The organism is Methylobacterium sp. 001424705 (genome assembly GCF_059816145.1).
The window spans coordinates 119,142-141,145 of the sequence record NZ_JCBANU010000006.1 but is presented as its reverse complement, the minus strand read 5'-3'; the positions used below and the strand labels follow the sequence as shown (position 1 = coordinate 141,145).

The following is a 22,004-nucleotide window of genomic DNA, read 5'->3' as shown; positions in this document are numbered from 1 at the left end:
GAGCCCGGAAGTCAGCCATGAGCGCCTTCGATGTCCGTGACCTGCTGGATGCCGCGGGCCGCTTCGGACCCCAGTCCGAGGGGGGGGCGGCCACGGCGCTGCCGCCCGCCGAGGCGCGGATGCGCCCGGCCGCCCCGAAGCTGCTGTCGCCGGTGGTGCTGGCCGGCTGCGTCCGGATCGCGGAGTTCGCCCTCGTGGCGATTCTCGGGATCGTGATCCAGCGCCTGCAGCTCGCCGGGATCGTGCCGCTGTCGCCCCGCTACCTCGCCGCCACCCTCGGCCTCGCCGCCCTGGCCGTCTGCCTGCTCCAGGCCGTGGGGGCCTACCGCATGGCGGCCTTCCGCACCCTGCGCGGCTCCGCGCTGCGGCTGGTGGGCGCCTGGTCGCTGGCCTTCCTCCTGGCGGCCACCGCCATGGTGTTCGCCAAGATCGCCGACCACTATTCCCGGGTCTGGATGGCCAGCGTCTTCGTCGCCGGCCTCGCCGCCCTCCTGACCGGCCGCCTCGCCCTGGCGCGGTTCATCACGGCCCGGAAGCAGCGCGGCCATTTCGACCGCCGCACCGCCATCGTCGGCGGCGGCCCCGTCGCCGAGGACCTGATCCGCGCCCTCGACGCGGAAGCGGAGTCCGGCGTGCGCATCGTCGGCGTGTTCGACGACCGCGGCGATATGCGCTCCGACACGGTGGTGGCCGGCTACCCGAAGCTCGGCACCGTGAGCGACCTCGTCGCCTATGCCCGCACCACGCGCCTCGACCTCATCATCTTCACGATCCCGATCGCCGCCGAGGACCGCATCCTGCAGATGCTGGCCAAGCTCTGGGTCCTGCCCATCGACATCCGGCTCTCGGCCCAGGCCTCGAAGCTGCGCCTGCGCCCGCGGGCCTATTCCTATCTCGGCGCGGTGCCGGTGCTCGACATCTTCGACAAGCCGATGGCCGACTGGGACATCGTCGCCAAGAGCATCTTCGACCGGGTGGTCGGCTGCGCGATGCTGGTGGTCCTGGCGCCCGTGATGCTGGCGGTCGCCCTGGCGGTGCGCCTCGGTTCGCCCGGGCCGGTGCTGTTCCGGCAGAAGCGCTACGGCTTCAACAACGAGCTGATCGAGGTCTACAAGTTCCGCTCGATGTACGTGAACCAGAGCGATGCCGGCGCGGCCCGGCTGGTCACGCGGGACGACCCGCGCGTGACCCCGGTGGGCCGGTTCATCCGCAAGACCTCGCTCGACGAACTGCCGCAGCTGTTCAACGTCATCAAGGGCGAGCTCTCCCTCGTCGGTCCCCGGCCGCACGCCCTCCAGGCCAAGGCCGCCAACACCCTCTACGACCAGGTGGTGGACGGCTACTTCGCCCGCCACAAGGTCAAGCCCGGCATCACCGGCTGGGCCCAGGTCAACGGCTGGCGCGGCGAGACCGACACCAGCGACAAGATCCAGAAGCGCGTCGAGCACGACCTGCACTACATCGAGAACTGGTCGATCCTGTTCGACGTGAAGATCATGCTGGCGACCCCGGTCTCGCTGTTCCGGACCCGGAACGCGTATTGAGTCGACGGGCCCGCCGCCCCCGGAACGCGACAAGGGCCGCCCCCCGGGAGGGGGCGGCCCTTGTGCCGTTCGCGGGATCGAGGCTGCGAGGGCCTACGGCAGGGCGCCGGCCTTCTTCTTGGCCTCGGTCATCGTGTCCTCGCAGCCCTTCATGTCACCGGCCTTGTCCTGGGCACGCGCCTTCTTGATCAGGTCGCGGGCCTCGGAGATGCCACCGGCGCTGGCCGTGGTGGACGGGTCGGTCGGCTTTCCCTTGGGGGCGTGATCGAGGGCCTTGTCCGAGTGCGAGGAGGTCGGGCCGCCGGGCGGCTCCTTGCCCGTGATCTGCTCGGCGCCGGCGCTGTCGAGGCGGCGCTCGATCGTGGCGATCTGCTCCGAACAGGACGAGGCGACGGCGGGTCCGGCCGCGCCGAGCAGGATGAGGGCGGCGGGCAGGACGGTGGTGATCCGCATGGATGGGCTCTCCGGGTGGGTCGGCCGCCCCGCGGGCAGCCTTACTTCATCAGGGTCGCCAGAGAGACGCCTGCGGGCGACGAGAGTTCCTTCGCGTCGATGGTCCCCTCGGCATCCGGGTCTGCGGCTTTGAAGCGCGCCGCCACCACGGCGAGGTATTCCTTCTTGTCGAGGGTGCCGTCGCTGTCCGGATCGGCGGCCTTCAGCTCGGCAGGGGTCAGGAGGCCGTTCAGCTCCTTGGCGTCGAGGGTGCCGTCCTTGTCGGGGTCGAGCATGTCGAACTTCTTGGAGGCGGCGGCCTGCGCCTCGGCGAGGTCGATGGTGCCGTCCTTGTCCGGATCGAAGGCCGAGACGTCGGCCGCGAAGGCAGGAGCGGCGCCGAGCAGGACGGCGAGGAGGGTGACGGCGGACAGGCGGGACGACATCTCTGAATACTCCGAAGATCATCGGGAAGAACTGTCAGGTACTTCCCCGAGAAGGACATGACCGGGGCGAGTCGGCCCGAGTCATGGCGAGTCGAGTCGACGACTCAACTTGCCATCTGGTAGAAGAATCGGGAGAATCCGGCAACCCCTGCGGGGATGTTTTGAACTCATGCCTGGGTCGAAGCGGCAAAATCGCTGGATCGTGAGGTCAGGGTGGGGTTTCAGGGGTGAGTTCGGATGGACCAAAAACGAACGGCGCAGCTGCGAGGCTGCGCCGTTCGTCTTGTCAGGCGGAAGATCTGCATTCGGGCCCGGCCTGGTCTTGCGGGGGCGCCGTGCGCAGGGACTGCGCGGTTCGGGGGAGGCCCCCGAACCGACGCGTCGGTCTACCAGGTCACCCGGACGCCGCCATAGGCCGAGAGCGGCTGCACCAGGGTCGTGGTGCGCGGATCGTTGATCACGAAGTTGCCCGCGACCGCGCCGGTCTCGGCGAAGGTGCCGAAATTGGCGTAGCGGTTGTTGAACAGGTTGGTGACCAGGGCGAAGACCTGCACGTTCTGGGTGACCTGGATGCTCGTGTTCAGGTTGGCGGTGAAGTAGGGCGGCAGCTTGCGGTTGATGTTCGACTCGTCGCCCCGGTAGTAGGACGAGGAGAAGGCCGACAGGTTCATGCCGAAGGTCCAGATCGGGGTGATCAGGTAGTTGAACCCGGCCTTGAACTGGTGGTTCGGGATCAGCGGCACGTTGTTGCCGCGGCGCACGTTGATCAGGCCGTCATCCGCCAACGGGTTGTTGGGCGAGGACAGTTCGCCCTCGAACTGGAAGGTGGCGTCGATGAGCGCGTAGTTGCCGTAGAGGCTCAGGCGCTCGCCGACATACTCGCCCGAGACCTCGATGCCCTGGCGCTGGGTGGCCGGCACATTGACGAAGTAGCCGCGGGCGGCGTTGCCCGGCACCGCGACCTGCAGGATGTCGTTGCGCAGGTCCGTGCGGAAGGCGCCGATCTTGTAGTTGAACAGGCCGTTCTCGTAGAAGTTCGGCACGGTGCCGCGGAAACCCACCTCGTAGGTCTGGCCGGTGACCTGCTTGAGCGGCGGATCGGCCACGAGCGAGTTCGGCAGCAGGCAGGGCCGGTCGGGATTGGCGCAGGCGAGCTCGAGGGGCGTCGGGGCGCGGTTCGACTCGGAGTAGCCGCCGTAGAGGTTCAGCCAGGGGAAGAACCGGTAGGTGGCGCCCACGACCGGGTTCACCTTGGTGAAGTAGTGCGTGCCCGTCACGTCCGGGGAGAAGCCGGTCTGGTCCTGGGTCGAGATCCGGGCGAAGTTGAGCCGGGCGCCGGCGGTGAGCGACAGGGCGTCGGTGACGTCGAAGGTGTCGAGGGCGTAGAGGCCCATGTAGAGGTTCGAGCCGGTGACGTTGCTGGGCGCGATGCCGAGGGCCGCCGCCGTGCGGATCGCCTCGGTGCCGAGGCCCGGGATGGTGCCGTAGTTCGGGTTCAGCGGATCGGTGGTGACGCTGAGATCCGGGTTGATCACGCCGAGCGTGCTCGAGGATTTGTAGGAGTAGTTGGCCGCATCGATGCTGCCGCCGACCACGAAGGTGTTGTTGTGGCCGAAGACCTGGTCGCGGTTGGTGGCCTGCAGCGTTCCGCCGTAGCCGACCGCCTCGGTGCGTATGGTGTCGAGGGTGCCGTAGGGGACGCCCGTGGTGAACGGGATGCGCTGGCCCTGGCGCCCGACGATCGTGAACTGGTCGCGAAAGGCCCGGTCGCTCAGGGCGCCGCGCTCGAAGCCGTCATCCTCGAAGCAGAGGAAGCCGCGGTTGCTGGAGCGGGTGCTGCACTGCTCGAAATTGCCGTCGTTGCCGTCGATCACGAACTGGCTCAGGCGGCGCACGTAGGCGTTGCCCTGGAGGTCCCAGGTCGGCGAGACCACGACCTTGCCGGTGACCTGGATCTGGCCCTGCTCGGTGGAGATCGTCTGGGGCGAGGTGAAGATCGCCCGCTCGTTGACGTGGGTGAAGTCCACCGGCGTGGCGGCGGCGGCGCCGAAGAAGGTCTTGGCGCCCGAGGCGATGATGTGGAACTCGGAATCCAGGGTCTTGTGGCCGAGATCGGCGTAGACGCGGCCGATCTCCGAGGGCGACCGGAAGCGCCAGCCGCCGTCGCGCAGGCCCTCGCCGGCGAAGTAGAAGCTCCAGGGTCCGATGACCTCGCCGTATTGCAGGGAGCCGCTGATGCGCCCGTCGGAGCCGCCGCTGACGGTGACCTCCTTGCCCTGCCAGGTGAAGCCGTTCTTCATCTCGATGTTGACGGCGCCGCCCAGGGCGTTGAGGCCGAAGACGGGGTTGCCGGTGACGATGTCGATCCGGTTGATCGCCACCGAGGGGATCAGATCCCAGTTCACCACGTCGCCGAAGGCTTCGTTGATGCGCACGCCGTTCTGGTAGACGGCGAGGCCCTGCGGGGCGCCCTGCAGCGGCGAGGCGTCGAAGCCCCGATAGGTCAGGGTCTGGCGGAAGCTGTTGCCCTGCCCGTCCGACAGGTTCACGCCCGGCGTCTTGCGCGCGAGGGTGAAGGTCGGGTCGAGGGTCGCCCGGTCCTGGGCGAAGTCGGCCGCCGTGACGGTCTCGACCGTGTTGGGGATCCTGTAGAGCGAGACGCCGCCGCCGCCGCCCGTGGCGCTCACCGGCGTGGTCGCCACCACGTCGAGTTCGCTCAGCGTCACCGCCTGCTGCCCACCCGCCGGCGCGACGCCCTGGGCGCAGACCGCGCCCGGGATCAGTGCCACCGACAGCAACAGGCTGCCGCGCAAGGTCCGCTTCATCATCCCCAGCCCCTCGGTCGTCTTGGTGTCCCTGCCCCTTGTCCGGGGCTTCGGTCACACCTTTGAGAGGATCCAGGATGAAGAACAATCGTGCGGCGGGCCGTTTCCGTGGATTTGCGGCGCCAAAGCTTGCTTGGCCGTCCGGCGTGGCGTCGCGGACACAATTTCGGGCCTGATTTCAAGGCCTTAAGGATGTTTCAGCAAGGCACCCGGGATAAACTGGCAATGGCGACCGCAAGGGCGCGGGCCGGGGCCGGCCCCCTGCCCTCAAAGGCGCGCCTGGATTCGCCGGGCGATCTCGCCGAGGCGCTGTTCCAGCAGGGTCGGGACCTCGCAGACATAGGTCAGGGACTGGCTGCGCTCCTGGAAGATGCGCCGGTCCCAGGTGAACTTGGTCTCCAGCTCGGAGGCGTCCTTGGGGATGTCGCGGGCGTCCTGGGCGCTCGGACCGTCCTTGGTGGCGCTGATCTGATCGGCCTCGTCGCGGATGCGCTCGGCCATGCGGCGCTGCCCCTGGGCGTAGCGGCCGATGCCCGAGATCACCTTGTTGCGCTCGCCGTTGATGACCTCGAACACGCCGGCGAAGACGCGGGTCAGGCGCTTGTCCTTCTCGGGGCCGACCTTGGCGGCGAAGGCGTCGAGGAGCGGGTCGACCTCGTCGAGGGCGGTGCGCCGCGAGGCGATCTTCTGGGCGAGCGCCGCCGCTTCGAAATCGTCGCCCCAGGCGCCGGCGGCCTCGAGGTCCGGCCCGGTCCAGACCGTACCAGGGCTGAGGGTCGAGACCTTGCGCTGGACGCAGGGCCAGTCGGGATCGCCCTTGGGCTGGGCCAGGGCCGTTCCGGCCCCGAGGGCGAGGGCGGCGAGGCTCATCAGGGTACGGGCGGACATCGTGCGAACGGTCATCAGGAATTGTCTCCGGCCGGGCCGCCGCGCCGGGCCATGATGCCACGGCCGGGATCGTAGGCCACGACGGCGAGGGTGAAGAAGGCGAGGGTGGTGCCCACGACCACCGCGCAGGCGACCGGCTCGAACTGCCCGTAGAGGGCGAAGCGCACGAGCTGCACGGCGTGGGAGAAGGGGTTTGCCTGACAGATCCAGTACAGGGTCTCGGAGGATTCGCGGATGCGCCAGAGCGGGTAGAGCGCCGAGGAGGCGAAGAACATCGGGAAGATCACGAAGTTCATCACGCTGGCGAAGTTCTCCAGCTGCTTGACCATGGAGGAGAGCAGCAGGCCGATGGCGCCGAGCATCAGTCCCGAGGCGATGAAGGCCGGCAGCGCCGCCACGTAGCCGATGGCCGGGATGTCGAGCTCCCAGAACCACGCGATGGCCAGGAAGGCGTAGGCCTGCACCACCGAGACGGTGACGCCGGCGATCAGCTTGGCCAGCAGCAGCAGCCAGCGCGGATAGGGGCTGGTGAGCAGCACCTTCATCGAGCCGACCTCGCGGTCGTAGACCATCGAGAGGGAGGATTGCATGCCGTTGAAGAGCTGGATCATCACGGCGAGGCCCGGCACCACGTAGACCTCGTAGAGCACGTAGGTCTGGTAGGGCGGCTCGATCGAGACGCCGAGCGTGTTGCGAAAGCCCGCCGCGAAGATGAACAGCCAGACCAGGGGGCGCACGAGCGCCGAGAAGAAGCGCTCCTTCTGGTTGAAGAAGCGCAGCAGCTCGCGCCGCACGATGCCACCGAGGCAGATCAGGTAGCCGACCGCGTCGAGGCGCCCGAGATGGGGCACGGGCGTCTCGGCCTGTGCTGAGACGGCCGGATGGGGTGGCGTGCGCTCGATCGTGTTCATGCGGCCTGCCGGGCGGGTTCGGCGACGAGGCGGCGGAAGGCCGCCTCCAGGGTCTCGTCGCCCCGGGCGATGGAGCCGGCGGTGCCGCGCGCCACGATGCGGCCCTTGTGCAGCACCACCGCGTCGTCGCCCGCGTCGATCTCCTCGAAGATGTGGGTGGCCCAGAGCACCGACAATCCCTCCTCGCGCACCAGGGCGCGCACGATGGCGACGATGTCGGCGCGCGATTCGAGATCGAGGCCGACGGTGGGCTCGTCGAGGAGCAGCAGCCGGGGCTCGTGCACCAGGGAGCGGGCGATCTCGATGCGGCGGGACTGGCCGCCGGACAGGGTGCGGACCTTGTCGTCCCGCCTGTCGCGCAGCCCGACGCGGGCGAGCAGGCTCTCGATCCGCGCCTTGGCGGCCTTGCGGGTGATGCCGTGCAGGCTGGCGTGGTAGAGCAGGTTCTGCGCGACGGTGAGGTCGGTGTCGAGGGTGCGGGCCTGGAACACCACGCCGAGGCGGGCCAGCGCCCGGCTCGGCTCCCGGTCGAGGGCATGGCCCAGGATCGAGACCCGGCCGTCCTGGTTCGCGTAGAGCCGGGTGATCACCGAGAACAGGGTGGTCTTGCCCGCCCCGTTCGGCCCGAGCAGGGCGGTGAAGTGCCCGCGGGGCACGCTGAGGGAGACGTCGGAGAGGGCCGCCCGCGTGCCGAAGCGGTGGCTGACATGGGCGACGTCGAGGGCAGGGCTTGCGCTCACGGCTTCAAGGCCCGCCGGGCGTCGCCGACCGCGTCGAGGCACTCGTCGAACTCGCCCTCCCCCAACTCGCGCTCGGCCACCCGCAGGGCCTTCTTGAGCTTGGGCTGGGCCGCCTCCGGGGCGGGCTTGGCGAGTTCGGCCTTGATCATCGCGATGCCCTCCACGCAGGCGGCCTTGTCGTCCGCGTGGGCGGCGACGCTCCCGAGGACGAGGAGGACGGAGAAGGCAAGAACCGGGGGCGCGCGCATCAACAGGGGTCCTACTTCACGATGAACTTGCCGGTCATGCCCTTGGATTCGAGGCCATGGACCGACCAGGGATACTCCCCGGGCCGGATGGCCACGAACTCGATCGCGATCTCGCCCGGATCGTCGAATTCGAAGTGGTCCGGCGGGCCGCTGCCGTGGATCTCCAGGTGCTGGATGACGATCTGGTTGAACCAGATGTTGCGGAAGAACTCGGTGGCGTAGAACTTGTACTCCTGCCGGCCCTTGGCGACGATCCGCAGGCGGTAGGCCTTGCCGGATTCAAGCTCGATCTCCTTGTTCTCCACGACGAAGTCGTTGCCCTCCTCGTTGCCGAGGACGAGATCGGGCAGGTTCTGGCGCTTCTTCGTCAGGTCGAGGGCCCCGGCCGGACCGGTGGCGAGACACGCCGCCAGGGCGAGGGCGGCAAGCTGCATCGTTCGCGTCATTCGTTGTCCTCCCGTTGGCCGCCCGAGGGCGGTGCCGCCCGAGGGCGGTGCCGCCTTGGAGCGGTCGTCGTTTTCGATCTCACGGAGCTCTCCTCCCCTGTGGGGAGGCGTTGGAGGTGGGGCTGGGTGACCCTCAGGCCCCCGGGGCCAGCGGCACCACCCGCACTCCCAACCTCTCCCCACAAGGGGGAGAGGGACGCGTCCAGCTGCCGGAAACGCGGATGAGCCAATCCGGAAGCCTTCCTGAGGGGCGCGTGCCTAGTTCGGCGAGACCGCGACCCCCCAGGGCAGAAGCCCCACGGGGATGCTCTTCACCACCTTCTCGGCCGCCACGTCCACCACCGAGATGTCGTTCGAGGAGCCGTTGGTGGAGAACAGCAGCTTCTGGTCCGGCGTGAAGGCGAGCTGCCAGACGCGCTGGCCCACGGGCAGGTACTTCTCCACCGCGTAGGTCTTGGCGTCGATCACCGCGATGCGGTTGGCCGGGCCGAGCGCCACGAAAGCCTTGGTGCCGTCCTTGGTGATGCGGATGCCGACGGGCTGGATCGCTTCGTCGTTCACGCTCGGGATCTTGAAGGTGATCTTCTTGATCACCCGGCGGGCGGCGACGTCGATGACGCTGATGGTTCCGCCGACCTCGGCCGAGACCCAGAGATACTTCCCGTCCGCCGTGAACTCGGCGAAGCGCGGGCGGGCATCGACCAGCACGTTGTCGATCACCGCGAAGGTCGTGGTGTCGATGAAGTGCGCCATGTTGGTGGTCTCGGAGGTGTTCACCAGGATCTTGCCGTCCGGCGACAGGCCCATGCCCTCCGGCTCGACACCCACCGGCACCTCGGCCAGGACCTTGTTCTTCTCGACGTCGATGACGGTGACCTGGCTGTCGTCCTCGTTGGCGACGTAGAGCAGGTTGCCCTGGGGGCCGAGGATGAACTGCTCCGGGTCGGGGCCGGAGCGCAGCGAGCGCACCACCTTGCCGGTGCTGGTGTCGAGCACGTCGATGCGGTCGTCGTCGCTGGCGCAGACGAAGAGTTCCTTGCCGTCCTTGCTGGTGGTGACGCCGCGCGGACGCCGGCCGACCTTCCAGGTGCCGGTCACCGCCATCGTCTCGGTGTCGATGACGCTGACGGAGTTGCCCTTCTCGTTGGTGACGTAGACCGTATAGGCCTGCGCCGGCGACACGCCGGCGAGCGACAGGCCCGCCAACGACGGGCCGGCCAGCAAGGCCAGGCCCAGTACCGTACCGGGCGCGCCTGCCCTGAAGCCGCGGCTCATGGGGTTCCTCCTCGGGGCCATCGCTGTGTCGTGCGCGATTGATCGGGCGTTACTATAGTGCAGCCCCGTCTCACGGGGAGCGCGGGACTGCAAGCGGGCACAGGACCGCGTTGCCGCAGGCGGTCGCGGATCGGCCGGGGCCTCCCGCGAACGTGAGGGCTCAATCCGCGAACTTGCAGGTGGTTTCCGGCAGGTCGATGCCGAGGGTGTCGAGCGGCGTGCGCTGGTGGGTGAAGCCCTGCTCGGGCGCCACCGAGACCAGGGCCTTGGGCTGCACCACGATGAGGGGCTGGCGCAGCTGGTGGTCCCAGGGGCGGTAGGTCAGGGAGACGCCCTTGTAGGCCGGCAGGCTGAAGGTCGGCTCGGCGAAATAGGGGGCCAGCACCGCCGGATCGGCGGTCTTCTTCTGAGTCGCCGCCTCGCCCACCGAGCGCACCGCCGCCCAGGCCTGGTAATCGAGGGGCCGCATCAGCCGGCCGCTCTGGCGCCGGAACCGGTTCTGGGCCTGGGCCGCCCCCCAGGTCTCCAGCATCGGGTGCCAGGTGGTGGCGATCAGCCCCTGCGTGCCGGCCACCGGGCGCGGGTCCACGGTGCGGAACGGAACGTAGTCGCCCCAGTCGCCGGCCTCGTCGGCCACCACGGCGAGGTCGTAGTCCACCCCCCGCGTGAAGACCATCGCCTCGGAGCGGGTCGGCGTGTCGCCCCGCGCCTTGGCGAGCGGCCCGAAGGTCCAGGGCTTCTCGGCGTTGATCTTGAGGGCGAACTTCCGGGCCGAGTTCTTGAACGCTTCGGCATAGAGCCGGTCGTTCTCCTGCGGCCCGACGATGAGGAACATCTTGCGCCAGCGCATCAGGGTGAAGAACTGCGCCAGGGCGTCGGTCTGCATCGCCCGGCTGGGGATGACGTGGAAGACGTTGCGCCGGCAATCGGCCCCGCGCAGGCGATCGTCGGGCGCCGCGATGTTGAAGACCGTGACGCCCTGCCCCTTGAGCGCGTCCGCGACGGCGAGCACCTCGTCCGCCGGCAGCGCCACGACGAGGTAGCGGATGCCCCGCCCCGCGAGGTCGCGGGCCGCCGCCACGGCCTTCTGGCCGCCGTCGCTGCCCGAGCCGGGCTCCAGGGCGACCTCGTCCAGCCGGTAGGTCTGCTTGGTGAAGCGGCCGGTGTTGTTGTTGTCCTTCACCGCCATCCGGGCGCCGGCCACGCCCTCGTCCTCCGGCACGGCCTCCGCGTCGTAGGACGAAGGCGCCACCTCCGGCCGGTAGATGAATCCGATCGCGGTCTCGCTCGGGACGATCGCGGGCGCGGCCACGGATCCCTGGGCCGCGGTTTCCTTGGCAACGGGTTCCTGGGCCCGTGCGGCCGGGACGCCGGTGAAGCCGAGGCCGAAGAGGCCGAGGGCGAGCGGGGCGAGGAGGATGCGGGCAGGATTGTGCATGTGGCCGGCAGGCTAACAACATTGCGGACCCGCGCTCAATCGCGGATTGATAAGGGCTTTCTAAGGGCTTCGACCCGGCCCCTCGGGAAGGTGCGGGATCGAGCCCCGGCCGCGTGCGACAAGGGGGCGCCCGTCCGTTTCGCGGCCGTTTCATACGGCGCCCTCGATCGCGCGGCACCGCAAATCGTGCGGAACGGATGGCGCGGGCGGGATCGCGGACCGTGCCGGCGCGTTTCCCGAGCCCCGTCGCTTCCGGCGTCCTGCGGAGAGTTCTCCCCATGGTCCTGTCTTCCAGGGTCCAGTCTTCCATGATCCGGTCTTGCACGGATCGGTCTTCGGTGCCGTCCCCGGCCCGCTCCCGCGTGGGATGGGCCCTCGCCGTCCTGACGGCGGCCGGTGCCCTCGCCGCTCCGGCGCAGGCCGCTCCGGAGAAGGCCGCCATCTTCGGCGTCGAATTGTTCGATCCCGGCGTGGTCGGCGGCCGCAAGGCCCGGCCCGACGAGGTCCGGCGCCTCGGGCTGGTCACCGACGAGTTGCGCAAGGCGCTCGGGGACAGCGTCGAGCCGGTCGACGTGGCGCCCCAGGCCGCCGAGATCGCCAAGCAGGCGCCGCTCTACAAGTGCGACGGCTGCGCCGCCGCCATCGCCAAGACCCTCGGGGCCGACCTCGCGGTCAGCGGCTACGTCGAGAAGGGGTCCAACCAGATCTTCAACCTCACCGTCACCATCGCGGAATCGGCCACCGGCAAGGTCATCCGCGGCGGGCGCGTGGTGATCCGCGCCGACACCGACGACACCTGGGCCCATGCCATGCGCTGGGTGGTGAAGAATCGCATCCTGGCCGAGCCGCTCCCGAACCGGTCGTGATCGGGCAAGCTTTCGACGCCGGGGGGTTTCCCTTCCTCCGGTCCATGCGCTAGGCCCCGTTCAGGCCGGAAGCTCCCGCTCGAGGCCGAACCTGCCCCGGCCGCGCCGTCACGGGTGCGGCGCTTCCCGACCCGGGCGTCGTCGTTGGTCCATCCCGAGCAACCGAAACCCGCGCTGATGTCCTCGTCCCGCGCCTGCCCCCCCTTCGCTTCCGACGCGTCCGTGCCGCGCCTCCTCGTGAGCGTGCGGGACGCGGACGAGGCCGTCCTGGCCGCCCGCGCGGGCGCCGACCTCGTCGATGCCAAGGACCCCGACCGCGGGGCGCTCGGCGCCCTCCCGCCCGACCGCGTCCGCGCCATCGTGGCGCGGGTCGCGGGCGAAGCGCGCACCAGCGCGGTGGCGGGCGAGCCGGACCGGCCGGCCCTGCGCCCCTGCATCGACGCCATGGCGGCGACCGGCGTCGGCTTCGTGAAGGTGGCGGTGCGGGCCGCGTGGTCGGACGGCGATCTCGCCGAGGCCGCCGGCGCCGCGCCGGGCCGCCTGATCGCGGTGCTGTTCGCCGAGGCGGGCGGCGCCCTCGACCTCGTGCCGCGCCTGGCGCGCGCCGGATTCGTCGGAGCCATGATCGACACCGCCGCCAAGGACGGCCGCCGCCTCACCGACCACCTGCCCCTGCCGGCCCTGGCGGCCTTCACCCGGACCTGCCGGGCGCACGGCCTGGTCTCGGGCCTCGCCGGCTCCCTGGCGCTCGCTGACATCGCCATCCTGGCCCCCCTCGGGGCGGGCTATCTCGGGTTTCGCGGCGGCCTCTGCGCGGCAAGCGACCGCAGGGGCGGTCTCGATCCCGCCCGGGTGGCGGAGGCGGTGCGCCTCCTGCGCGCCCAGTTCCGGCGGGACGCCGCCTGATGGGCGCGGGCACCGCCCCGACCGTGGTGAAGATCGGCGGCAGCCTCGTCGCCGATGCCCGCCGCCTGCGGGCGCAGCTCGTGTGCCTCGCCGACGGCGAACTCGGCCCCTGCCTCCTCGTGCCCGGGGGCGGCCCCTTCGCCGACGCGGTGCGGACGACGCAGAGCGCGCTGGGCTTTCCCGACGCCCTCGCCCATCGCCTCGCCCTCGACGCCATGGGTCACATGGCCGAGATTGTTTCGGAATTGGAGCCGCGTCTCGTCGTCGCCCGCGACCTCGCGGCCATCGCGGACGCCCTCGCGGCCGGGCGGGTCCCGGTCTGGGACCCCGTCGCCCTCAAGGCCGGGCATCCCGACATTCCGGAAACCTGGGAGGTCACCTCCGACAGTCTCGCGCTCTGGCTCGCCGGCGCCGTAGGGGCGCCGCTCTGCCTCCTGGTGAAGTCGGTCGACCGCCCCTTGCGCACCCGCTGGACCGACCTCGCCCGGATGGGTCTGGTCGATGCGGCCTTCCCGGCCTTCGCCGAACGCTATCCCGGGCGCATCGAGATCCTCGGCCCCGGCACGGATTTGCGGAGGGCCGCCGCATGAGCACCCCGACGCCATCCGGGCCGGTCCCGCCGGCGCAGGGCTCGCCCGAGCACCTCGTCTTCATCACCGGCCGCATGGCCAAGGCGCGCCTGGAGAAGGTCGCCGCCACGCTGCCGCCGGAGCGCTACGCCTGGAGCATCGCCGATGCGGGCGTGAAGGTCGCCGCCCTGATGACGGAGGAGATCATCCGCCGCCGGGTGACGATTCCCGAGGGCGCCACCCGCATCGTCCTGCCCGGGCGCTGCCGGGCCAATCCGGAGGCGCTGGCCGCGCATTTCGGCCTGCCGGTGGAGCGCGGCCCCGACGAGATCGTCGACCTGCCGGCCTATCTGGGACTCGCCGGGCGCCAGGTGGACCTGTCGCGTCACGACCTGCGCATCTTCTCCGAGATCGTCGACGCCTCGAAGATGACGCCCGAGCAGATCCTGGCCAAGGGCCTCGACCTCGCCCGGCGCGGGGCCGACGTGATCGACCTCGGCGGCCTGCCCGACACCGACTTCCCGCATCTCGAGGATTGCGTTCGGCTGCTGAAGGGCGCCGGACTGAAGGTGAGCGTCGATTCGTTCTCCCTCGACGAGCTGACGCGCGGGGCCCGGGCGGGAGCCGACTACCTGCTCAGCCTCAACGAGCAGACCCTGGATCTGGCCTTCGAGACCGACGCCGTGCCGGTGCTGGTGCCGGTGCGGCCCGACGACCTGCCCTCCCTCGACCGGGCCATCGAACGCATGGAGAAGGCCGGGCGGCCCTACATGGCCGACCCGATCCTGGAGCCGATCCATTTCGGCTTCGTCGAGTCGATCACCCGCTACCACGAGACCCGGCGGCGCTGGCCCGGCATCGAGATGATGATGGGCACCGGCAACCTCACCGAGCTGACCGAGGCCGACAGCCTCGGCGTCACCGCCCTGCTGGTGGGCATGTGTTCGGAGCTCGCCATCCGCAACGTGCTCATCGTCCAGGTCTCGAACCACACCCGCCGCACGGTGGAGGAGCACGACGCCGCCCGACGGGTGATGTTCGCGGCCCGTGCCGATTCGGCCCTGCCCAAGGGCTATGGCCGGAGCCTGCTGGCGCTCCACGACAAGCGGCCCTATGTGCAGACCCCGGACGAGATCGCGATGCAGGCGGCCGAGGTGAAGGACCCGAACTACCGCATCGCCGTGGCCGAGGACGGCATCCACGTGTTCAACCGCGACGTCCACGCGATCGGCACCGACGCGATGGCGTTCTTCCCCGACCTCCAGAGAACCGGCGACCTGGCGAGCGACGGCGCCCACGCCTTCTATCTCGGCGGAGAGCTGACCAAGGCCGAGACCGCCTGGCGGCTGGGCAAGCGCTACGTGCAGGACGAGGCCCTGGCCTGGGGCGCGGCCGCCGATGCCGAGGTGGAGGACACCACCGCCTTCAAGAAGGCCGGCCACACGAAGCATTCCGGCCCCGCCGCCGCCGCGATCGCGGCCCGCGACGTCACGCCGCCCGAGGCCGGGGCGGCCGCCCCCGAGACGACGGGGCCGGGCGAGACCCGGCCCGCCGACGCGGTCTCGGAGACGCCCGCCGAGGGCGGCGGCCGCATCGTCTGCGGCAAGTTCGTGCCCGACACCGAACGCGCCGCGACGGGAAAGGCGTGATCCCGTGCCGCTGATCCTCGAGACCGTGGTGACCACCACCGCCCGCGACGGCGCGCTGCACCTGGTGCCGTTCGGGCTGATCCAGGACGGGGCGGACTGGATCCTGGCCCCGTTCCGGCCCTCCCCCACCATCCTCAACCTCGCCGACACCCCGGTCTTCGCCGCCTCGAGCCCCAGCGACGTGCGGGTGATCGCCGGCGCCGTCACCGGCCGGCGCGACTGGGCGACCCTGCCCTGCGACCGAATCGCCGGGCGCCGCCTCGCCGAGAGCTTCGGCCACGCGGAGTTCGAGGTGGTGGCGATCGAGGACGACCCGGTGCGGCCGCGTTACCGGGGACGGATGGTCCATTCGGCCGCGCACATGCCGTTCTTCGGCTATAACCGGGCGCAGGCGGCGGTGCTGGAGGCGGCGATCCTCTCCACCCGCCTGCACATGCTGGAGCCCGACAAGATCCTGACCGAGATGCGCTACCACGCCATCGCGATCGCCAAGACCGCCGGGCCCGCCGAGCGCGAGGCCTGGGACTGGATCGAGGACAAGGTCGCTGCGGCCCTCGGCCGCGACGACCGCATCCTCGAGCGTTCCCCCCCAGCACCCTAGACTGTGCATTCCCGAGGAGACGAGGACCCGATGAAGCTACTCACTCTGGCGACCGTGGCGGCCTTCGCCGTCGTGTCGTTCGGCGCCCAGGCGCACGGCCCGACCCGCAAGAAGGTTGAGGAGACCGTCGAGATCAACGCGGCTCCCGACAAGGTCTGGGCCGTGATCGGCAACTTCCAGGACATGAGCTGGCTGCCGCCGGTCGAGAAGACCGAGGGCAAGGGCGGCAACGAGGTCAAGGCGACCCGGACGCTGACGCTCAAGGGCGGCGCCACCGTCGACGAAGAGCTGTACAAGTACTCCGCCGAGAAGATGAGCTACTCGTACCGGATCACCAAGGTCGACGTGAAGACCCTGCCGGTGAACGACTACTCCTCCACCCTCAAGGTCGAGGATGCCGGCGGCGGCAAGTCCAAGGTCGTCTGGGACGGCGCCTTCTACCGCGGCTACATGAACAACGATCCGCCGCCCGAGCTGAACGACGAGGCCTCCCAGAAGGCCGTGCGCGGCCTCTATCGCACGGGCCTCGACGCCCTCAAGGCCAAGCTCGAGAAGAGCGGTTCTTGATCGCTCCACGTTCGAGAACGGGGACGGGCCGGCGCTTCGCCGGCCCTCTCCTCCCCGGCCTGCCACGCCTTGGCCCCACGTCTCTCGGCCGCACACGTCTCGGCCTCCCGCTTCTCGGCCTGCTGCTGCTCGGCGCGCCGGCCCGGGCCGACGAGGCCCTCGTCACCGCGCAGGGCGCCAACACCCTTGCGATCGTCGATCTCGAAGCCGGCAGCGTGGCCGCCCAGATCCCCATCGACGGCGCGCCCGCCGGCATCGCTCTTTCGCCCGACCGACGGACCGCCTACGTCACCCGCCCCGAGGGGCCGGGCCTCGCGGTGGTCGACCTCGCCACCCGCACGGTGACCCGCACCCTCGCGCTGCCCGGCGGGCCGCTGGGCATCGCGGTCAATCCGAAATCCGGCGCCGTCTACGTGGCCGACTGGTACGGCAGCCGCATCTTCGTGGTTTCGCCCGACGGCACGACGCTGGTGACCGAGATCCAGGTCGGCGCCTCCCCGTCCGGCCTCGCCGTGACCCCCGACGGCGCCACGCTGCTGGTCGCCAACCGCGAGGGCGATTCAGTCTCGGTGGTCGACGTCGCCACGGCCCGGGAAGTCCAGAAGATCCCGGTCGGCCAGCATCCGTTCGGCATCACCCTCGATGCCGAAGGCGCCCGCGCCTACACCGCCAACGTGACCTCGAACGACGTCTCGGTGATCGACGTGCCCGGCCGGCTCGAGATCGGACGGGTGACCACTGGCGAGCGGCCCTACGTGATCGCGCTGGCCGGCCCGCGCGGCTTCGTCACCGACCAGTATTCGGGCACCGTCACGGTGTTCAACCTGAAGACGCTGACCAACGTCGCCGCCATCGAGGTCGGCGACCACCCCGAGGGCATCGCCGCCTCCCGCGACGGCCGCACCCTCACGGTGGCGAACTGGGGCTCGAACACCCTGAGTCTGATCGACGCGACCACGCTCAAGGTGACGGGCGAGATCAAGGTCCCGGACGGGCCGCGCGCGTTCGGGGATTTCTTGCGGTGAGTGTCGGAGGCGGGGTGCGCCGCGCGTGAGGGGCCGGATCGTGCGGAGAGAGAGTACGAGTCTGTCGCCCTGAAGCGGCCGTTCCGTATGCGATCCAAGCCGGTCGTCCAAGCCGCCTTCAGCACATCCGCGAAGCGGACATTCGTCGGCCACTCGGAGTGCTCGCACGCGGTACACCGCCTGCGCTCCCACCGGCTTCGGCGCGGACGTGCGGGGGGGCGTCCACGAGGCCCTGTCTTCATGTCAGCTCAGCTCTGCTGCAGATGAGGCGAGGGTGCATATCGACGTCTAGATTCGAGGTCGCTAGATTGCCGATCTCGAAATTCGTTCGGGTCGACATCCCGCCACTGCCTCACGGTTTCAGCAGCACGGGCGTGATGTGCGCGTCACGCCGCTGCGCCAAAGGAAGCGGCACGCGATTAGACGGTCTGAGACGGTGGCGCGGAGCCGCCCGTCGCTACATCCTGCGAGATGCTCATGCGTGCCGTTACCTACACCGAAGGCGCCCGGATCGATGCGCCGGACGCCCTCCTGGACACGACTTTCCCCGATCCTGTTCCAACCGGACGCGACCTCCTCGTGCGCGTGGAGGCGGTCTCGGTGAACCCGATCGACACGAAGGTGCGTCAGGGCGCCTACAAGCAAGGCTGCGAACCGAAGATCCTTGGCTGGGATGCGGCCGGGATCGTGGTCTCCGTCGGACCGGAGGCGCGCCTGTTCAAGCCCGGCGATGCGGTGTTCTATGCCGGAGCGCTCGACCGGCCGGGTAGCAACGCCGCGTTCCAGTGCGTGGACGAGCGCCTCGTCGGTGCCAAGCCCGCCACCCTCGATTTTGCCGCCGCCGCGGCGCTGCCGCTCACGGCGCTGACCGCCTGGGAGATGCTGTTCGACCGGCTCGACGTCGCTAAGCCCGTGCCGGGTGCCGCACCGGCGATCCTAATCGTCGGCGGCGCCGGCGGTGTCGGCTCGATCGCGATTCAGCTCGCCCGGCAGCTCACGGATCTCACCGTGATCGCCACGGCGTCGCGCCCGGAGACGGCGCAATGGTGCCGGGACCTCGGGGCCCACCACGTGATCGACCATGCGAAGCCCCTCGCCGCCGAGGTCGCGGCGCTCGGTCTTCCCGGCGAGCCCGGGTTCGTATTCGCGACCACGCAGACCGGTGCGCATCTCCCGCAGATCATCGAGCTCCTCGCGCCGCAAGGACGCCTCGGCCCGATCGATGACCCCGAGACCCTGGACGTGATGCCGCTCAAGCCCAAGAGCCTGTCGCTGCATTGGGAGCTGATGTTCACCCGCTCACTGTTCCAGACCGCCGACATGGAACGACAGCACGCGATCCTGACCGAGATCGCCCGCCTGATCGATGCGGGACGGCTGCACACGACGTTGAGCGAGACCTTCGGTCCGATCAACGCCTCCAACCTGGCACGCGCCCACGCGCTCATCGAGAGCGGGAAGGCGAGGGGCAAGGTCGTCCTCGCCGGGTTCAGCGACTAAGCCGGCAGGCGAAGCGTCCCGGCTCGGAACCGAGACGCTTCCTGCATCAGCCCGAGATGCCTCCGCGTCGTGGCCTGGACTAACGCTATTTCGACGTCGGCTCTGATGCCGCAGCCACTCGAAAGCGGACCTGCGGAAATCCATCCCACCCAAACGTAACCCATCCTCCACCAAGCTGGCGCGAAGCGAAGCTTCCGGGTTGGCAAACGGATGGGACCGGGCATCAAGCTCCGACCGCGAGAGCCTGCGACCCCCTGCCCCTCAGGCCGCCGCGGGCGGCTCCGGGGCGTCGGGCTCCTCGGGCGAGTTGAGGATGTCCTCCAGCTCGTCCACCAGCATGTCGATCTGGTCCTGCGTCGCCAGCACCCGCACGGTCTGGCCGGTTTCGGTGGCGAGGGCGAGCTCGATGCCGCCGCCGGAGCGGGTGGCGAGGATGCGGGCGAGTTTCTGCGGCGTGCTCATGCGCGGGGTCTCTCCAGGGGATCAGGACGGATCGGCGGCCAGCAGCGCCACGGCGACGGCGGGGCCGCAGGTGGAGGCCCAGTCGGCCCCGGCCTCGGCGAGGCGGCCGGCGATCAGGTCGGTGAAGGCGACGACCGGCCGTCCGAGGCGCGCGGCCAGGCGTTCGGCGAGGAAGCGGCCGGCGCCGCACGCCACCACGGGCGCCGCGTCCGGCAGGGGCCGCTGCGAGAGCACCAGGGCCGCCGCATCGTGCAGCAGCCGGAGCTGACGTTCTGCGAAATGGGCCGCCAGGGCGCGCCACTCGGCGGCGCTGCCCTCGTCGCGGTCGCGGCCGACGATGCGGGCGAGGCGGGTCTCGCTCTCGGGAATCGACTTGCCCTTGAGGTCGACGCTGTGCTGCTGGTCGGCGCCCTCCGGCAGGTCGCCGAGGATGCGATGGATGTCGGCGGCCGTGGCGAAGGTCTCGGCCATCAGACCGGTGCGCCGGCCCCGGAACGGGGCGTGGTCGGCCAGCGCCACGAGATGCGAGCGCACCACCCCGGTATAGACGAGTTCCCCCGTCTCCAGGCGCTCGGCGTCGCTGTAGCCGGCCGCCACCGGAACCCCGGCGGCGATCGGGATCAAGTCGGCCGTGGTGGAGCCGATATCGACGAGGAGCCCGTCGGCGACGTGGCGGCCGATCAGGGCGGCGGTGGCGTGCCAGTTCGCCGAGGCGATGTCGGCGGCGTGCGCCGCGGCGGCTTCGGGCGCGAGGAGGCCGGACCGGCCGGCATAGATCCGCACCCGGCCGGTGAGGGTCGCCTCGGCCCAGGCGGAAATCTGCCGCACGCCGTCGGTGCGGCCGGCGAAGCAGTCGGTGAGTTCCCCCGTCATGGTGACGACGTGATCGGCCGTGTCCCGCGCCCAGTCGGGCAGCTGCGCCAGGGTCTCGTCGAGGGCGGGAAGCCCCCGCCAGAGGCGGCAGGGCGCCTGCACCACGGCCGCGACGCGGCCGTCGCGGACCAGGGCCGCCTTGACATGGACCCCGCCGAGATCCCAGCCGATCACCGGCGTGTCAGGGGATGGAGTCTGTGGGGTCACGGGCAGGCCTGAACACGGGAGAAAGCCGGATGGCGGACGAATTCGAGATCATTCCGGTGCTCGACCTGCGCCACGGAGCGGTGGTGCGGGCGCGGGCCGGAGACCGTGCTTCCTATGCCCCGATCGTGACGCCCTTGGCAAAGGGGTCGGCGCCGGCGGACGTCGCCCGCGGGCTCCTGGCGGCGGTGCCGGCCCGCATCCTCTACGTGGCCGACCTCGACGCGATCGTCGACCGCGCGGCCCCCGACCGGGCGAGCCTCGCCGCGATCGCGGCCGCCTGCCCCGGCATCACCCTCTGGGTCGATGCGGGATTTTCCGGGCCGGCCGGGGTCGAGGCCTTCCTGGCGACCGGTCTCGGCCGGCCGGTGATCGGCAGCGAGAGCCAGGCCGACGAAGGGCTCGTGCGCGCCCTGGGGGAGCGTGCCGTGTTCTCGCTCGATACGCGGGAGGGCGAGCGCCTCGGGCCGTCCAGCCTGCACGACACGCCGGCCCACTGGCCGCGCGACGTCATCGTGATGACCCTCGGGCGGATCGGCGTCGGGGCGGGGCCGGACCTCGACCGTCTGGCGGCGGTGGCGGCGTCGAGCCCGGCGACGCGCCTCTACGCGGCGGGCGGTGTGCGGGGCCCGGCGGATGTGGAGGTCCTGCGCCGCCGCGGCATGGCCGGCGCCCTCGTGGCCTCCGCCATCCATGACGGGACGCTGCGCGGCTGAGGGCGCGCCCAAAAAAGAGGGGCGGCCCGAAGGCCGCCCCGTCTCATGTTCATCGTCCGAGGAAGATGGAAGCCAGTCGCTGGAGCAGGCCCCGCGGTGCGGGCGGAGGCGCGCTCTGCCCAGGACTGCCCCCGATCTAAGCGTTCGACGCGAAGGGGTGCGACGCGGAGTTGCGCTGCTCGGTGACGACGGCAGCGGTGGGCTCGCCCTTGACGGCGCGCTCGATGGAGAGCTTCACGGCGTCGTAGTTGTACTTCTGGATCTTGGCGTCGTCGGCCGCTTCCCAGTGAATGAACACGCCGACCAGGATGAACAGGTCGTCGGCCTCATCGGCGGGAATCGTGCCCTCGGCCACGCAATCCTGAACGGCCTTGGCGACACCGTGCTGGGCAGGGCCGAACATCTGGACGGCCTGACGGGCGTCGTTGATGGTGACCTTGTTGAACATCAGGGTGTTGGGCTTGCAGGGCAGGTTCGGCGCGATGACCGCGAGCAGGCTGGTGAAGCCGTGCTTGTTGTTCACGAGGCCGTTGCAGAAAGCGGCCTCGGCCGGCGAACCGCGCGGTCCGATGATCAGATCGATGTGGGCGACTTCGTTGCCATCGCCGACGAGGGCTTCGCCGACCAGAACCTTGTTGATCTTCGCCATGTGGGGTTTCTCCCAAAGTCTTGAAAAGACGTGGCCGCTCCCGAGCTCAGGGGGCGGCCGGCAGCTATCCTTGTTCACGGCGTCCAGTCCATCGAGGGACCGGACCGGTTAGCCCGGATCGCGGCGCGGACCCTACTCTGGGGTCCGGCCGGGAACAACCCTGCGCAGCCCGGTCGGCTTGGCAATTTATTCATCGGTGGACGGAACCTTCCCGAGAGGCCGTG

At 70.3% G+C, this 22,004-nt stretch carries 23 protein-coding genes; 10 read left to right on the top strand and 13 right to left on the bottom strand.

Features of this window, described 5'->3' with window-relative positions:
- The first annotated feature begins 17 nt into the window (after positions 1-17).
- Entirely contained in the window at positions 18-1,544 is a 1,527-nt protein-coding gene (locus AC6EUL_RS07250; protein WP_056220358.1) for an undecaprenyl-phosphate glucose phosphotransferase, read from the top strand.
- A gap of 93 nt (positions 1,545-1,637) precedes the next feature.
- On the opposite strand, the gene AC6EUL_RS07245 is transcribed toward AC6EUL_RS07250, so the two are convergent.
- From AC6EUL_RS07245 to AC6EUL_RS07200, 10 genes are all read right to left on the bottom strand, one after another.
- Positions 1,638-1,997, bottom strand: coding sequence for a hypothetical protein (locus AC6EUL_RS07245; RefSeq protein WP_499869654.1), 360 nt, complete (start codon positions 1,995-1,997; stop codon positions 1,638-1,640).
- 41 nt (positions 1,998-2,038) lie between these two features.
- Positions 2,039-2,422, bottom strand: a complete 384-nt coding sequence (gene lanM / locus AC6EUL_RS07240) for a lanmodulin LanM (protein ID WP_056348648.1) — start codon at positions 2,420-2,422, stop codon at positions 2,039-2,041.
- Between the two features lie 386 nt (positions 2,423-2,808).
- Complete coding sequence (locus tag AC6EUL_RS07235) at positions 2,809-5,250, bottom strand: TonB-dependent receptor (RefSeq protein ID WP_056220349.1); 2,442 nt, start codon at positions 5,248-5,250, stop codon at positions 2,809-2,811.
- A 264-nt stretch (positions 5,251-5,514) separates the two neighbouring features.
- Positions 5,515-6,150, bottom strand: coding sequence for a hypothetical protein (locus AC6EUL_RS07230; RefSeq protein WP_056382773.1), 636 nt, complete (start codon positions 6,148-6,150; stop codon positions 5,515-5,517).
- On the bottom strand, positions 6,150-7,046 hold the full coding sequence (locus tag AC6EUL_RS07225; protein WP_499869651.1) for an ABC transporter permease: 897 nt from the start codon (positions 7,044-7,046) through the stop codon (positions 6,150-6,152). The genes AC6EUL_RS07230 and AC6EUL_RS07225 overlap by 1 nt, the downstream gene beginning before the upstream one ends.
- Positions 7,043-7,786, bottom strand: a complete 744-nt coding sequence (locus AC6EUL_RS07220; protein WP_499869649.1) for an ABC transporter ATP-binding protein — start codon at positions 7,784-7,786, stop codon at positions 7,043-7,045. The genes AC6EUL_RS07225 and AC6EUL_RS07220 overlap by 4 nt, the downstream gene beginning before the upstream one ends.
- Positions 7,783-8,034, bottom strand: a complete 252-nt coding sequence (locus AC6EUL_RS07215; protein WP_499869647.1) for a hypothetical protein — start codon at positions 8,032-8,034, stop codon at positions 7,783-7,785. Before AC6EUL_RS07215 ends, AC6EUL_RS07220 begins: the two co-directional genes overlap by 4 nt.
- Positions 8,035-8,045: 11 nt before the next feature.
- Positions 8,046-8,480 carry a cupredoxin domain-containing protein gene (locus AC6EUL_RS07210; RefSeq protein ID WP_056220340.1) on the bottom strand — a complete coding sequence of 145 codons (435 nt, stop codon included), beginning with the start codon at positions 8,478-8,480 and terminating at the stop codon, positions 8,046-8,048.
- A 258-nt stretch (positions 8,481-8,738) separates the two neighbouring features.
- Positions 8,739-9,755 (bottom strand): YVTN family beta-propeller repeat protein, encoded by a 1,017-nt coding sequence (locus tag AC6EUL_RS07205; protein ID WP_056220338.1) that lies wholly within the window; start codon positions 9,753-9,755, stop codon positions 8,739-8,741.
- Positions 9,756-9,915: 160 nt separating this feature from the next.
- Complete coding sequence (locus AC6EUL_RS07200) at positions 9,916-11,193, bottom strand: ABC transporter substrate-binding protein (protein ID WP_056270643.1); 1,278 nt, start codon at positions 11,191-11,193, stop codon at positions 9,916-9,918.
- A 308-nt stretch (positions 11,194-11,501) separates the two neighbouring features.
- Here AC6EUL_RS07200 and AC6EUL_RS07195 point away from each other — a divergent pair, with 308 nt between their 5' ends.
- From AC6EUL_RS07195 to AC6EUL_RS07160, 8 genes are all read left to right on the top strand, one after another.
- Positions 11,502-12,059, top strand: a complete 558-nt coding sequence (locus tag AC6EUL_RS07195) for a DUF3280 domain-containing protein (RefSeq protein ID WP_082486907.1) — start codon at positions 11,502-11,504, stop codon at positions 12,057-12,059.
- Positions 12,060-12,236: 177 nt separating this feature from the next.
- Positions 12,237-12,965 carry a (5-formylfuran-3-yl)methyl phosphate synthase gene (locus tag AC6EUL_RS07190; RefSeq protein WP_499869643.1) on the top strand — a complete coding sequence of 243 codons (729 nt, stop codon included), beginning with the start codon at positions 12,237-12,239 and terminating at the stop codon, positions 12,963-12,965.
- Positions 12,965-13,555 carry an amino acid kinase family protein gene (locus AC6EUL_RS07185; RefSeq protein WP_499869641.1) on the top strand — a complete coding sequence of 197 codons (591 nt, stop codon included), beginning with the start codon at positions 12,965-12,967 and terminating at the stop codon, positions 13,553-13,555. Before AC6EUL_RS07190 ends, AC6EUL_RS07185 begins: the two co-directional genes overlap by 1 nt.
- Complete coding sequence (locus AC6EUL_RS07180) at positions 13,552-15,183, top strand: DUF6513 domain-containing protein (protein WP_499869639.1); 1,632 nt, start codon at positions 13,552-13,554, stop codon at positions 15,181-15,183. Before AC6EUL_RS07185 ends, AC6EUL_RS07180 begins: the two co-directional genes overlap by 4 nt.
- A gap of 4 nt (positions 15,184-15,187) precedes the next feature.
- Positions 15,188-15,784 carry a DUF447 domain-containing protein gene (locus AC6EUL_RS07175; protein ID WP_056220330.1) on the top strand — a complete coding sequence of 199 codons (597 nt, stop codon included), beginning with the start codon at positions 15,188-15,190 and terminating at the stop codon, positions 15,782-15,784.
- A 30-nt stretch (positions 15,785-15,814) separates the two neighbouring features.
- Complete coding sequence (locus AC6EUL_RS07170; RefSeq protein ID WP_056220328.1) at positions 15,815-16,351, top strand: SRPBCC family protein; 537 nt, start codon at positions 15,815-15,817, stop codon at positions 16,349-16,351.
- A complete protein-coding gene (locus tag AC6EUL_RS07165) occupies positions 16,348-17,376 on the top strand; it encodes a YncE family protein (RefSeq protein WP_499869637.1) in 1,029 nt (342 codons plus the stop codon). Before AC6EUL_RS07170 ends, AC6EUL_RS07165 begins: the two co-directional genes overlap by 4 nt.
- Before the next feature lie 477 nt (positions 17,377-17,853).
- Positions 17,854-18,876, top strand: coding sequence for a zinc-binding alcohol dehydrogenase family protein (locus tag AC6EUL_RS07160; RefSeq protein ID WP_056270705.1), 1,023 nt, complete (start codon positions 17,854-17,856; stop codon positions 18,874-18,876).
- Positions 18,877-19,137: 261 nt separating this feature from the next.
- Here AC6EUL_RS07160 and AC6EUL_RS07155 read toward each other — a convergent pair whose 3' ends face one another.
- On the bottom strand, positions 19,138-19,338 hold the full coding sequence (locus AC6EUL_RS07155) for a hypothetical protein (RefSeq protein WP_056348629.1): 201 nt from the start codon (positions 19,336-19,338) through the stop codon (positions 19,138-19,140).
- 21 nt (positions 19,339-19,359) lie between these two features.
- Positions 19,360-20,385 carry a hydantoinase/oxoprolinase family protein gene (locus tag AC6EUL_RS07150; RefSeq protein WP_244476309.1) on the bottom strand — a complete coding sequence of 342 codons (1,026 nt, stop codon included), beginning with the start codon at positions 20,383-20,385 and terminating at the stop codon, positions 19,360-19,362.
- A 62-nt stretch (positions 20,386-20,447) separates the two neighbouring features.
- Between AC6EUL_RS07150 and AC6EUL_RS07145 the strand changes: the two genes are divergently transcribed.
- Complete coding sequence (locus AC6EUL_RS07145) at positions 20,448-21,131, top strand: HisA/HisF-related TIM barrel protein (protein WP_499869635.1); 684 nt, start codon at positions 20,448-20,450, stop codon at positions 21,129-21,131.
- Positions 21,132-21,267: 136 nt separating this feature from the next.
- Here AC6EUL_RS07145 and fae read toward each other — a convergent pair whose 3' ends face one another.
- On the bottom strand, positions 21,268-21,780 hold the full coding sequence (fae, locus tag AC6EUL_RS07140; protein ID WP_056220318.1) for a formaldehyde-activating enzyme: 513 nt from the start codon (positions 21,778-21,780) through the stop codon (positions 21,268-21,270).
- Positions 21,781-22,004: the final 224 nt, after the last annotated feature.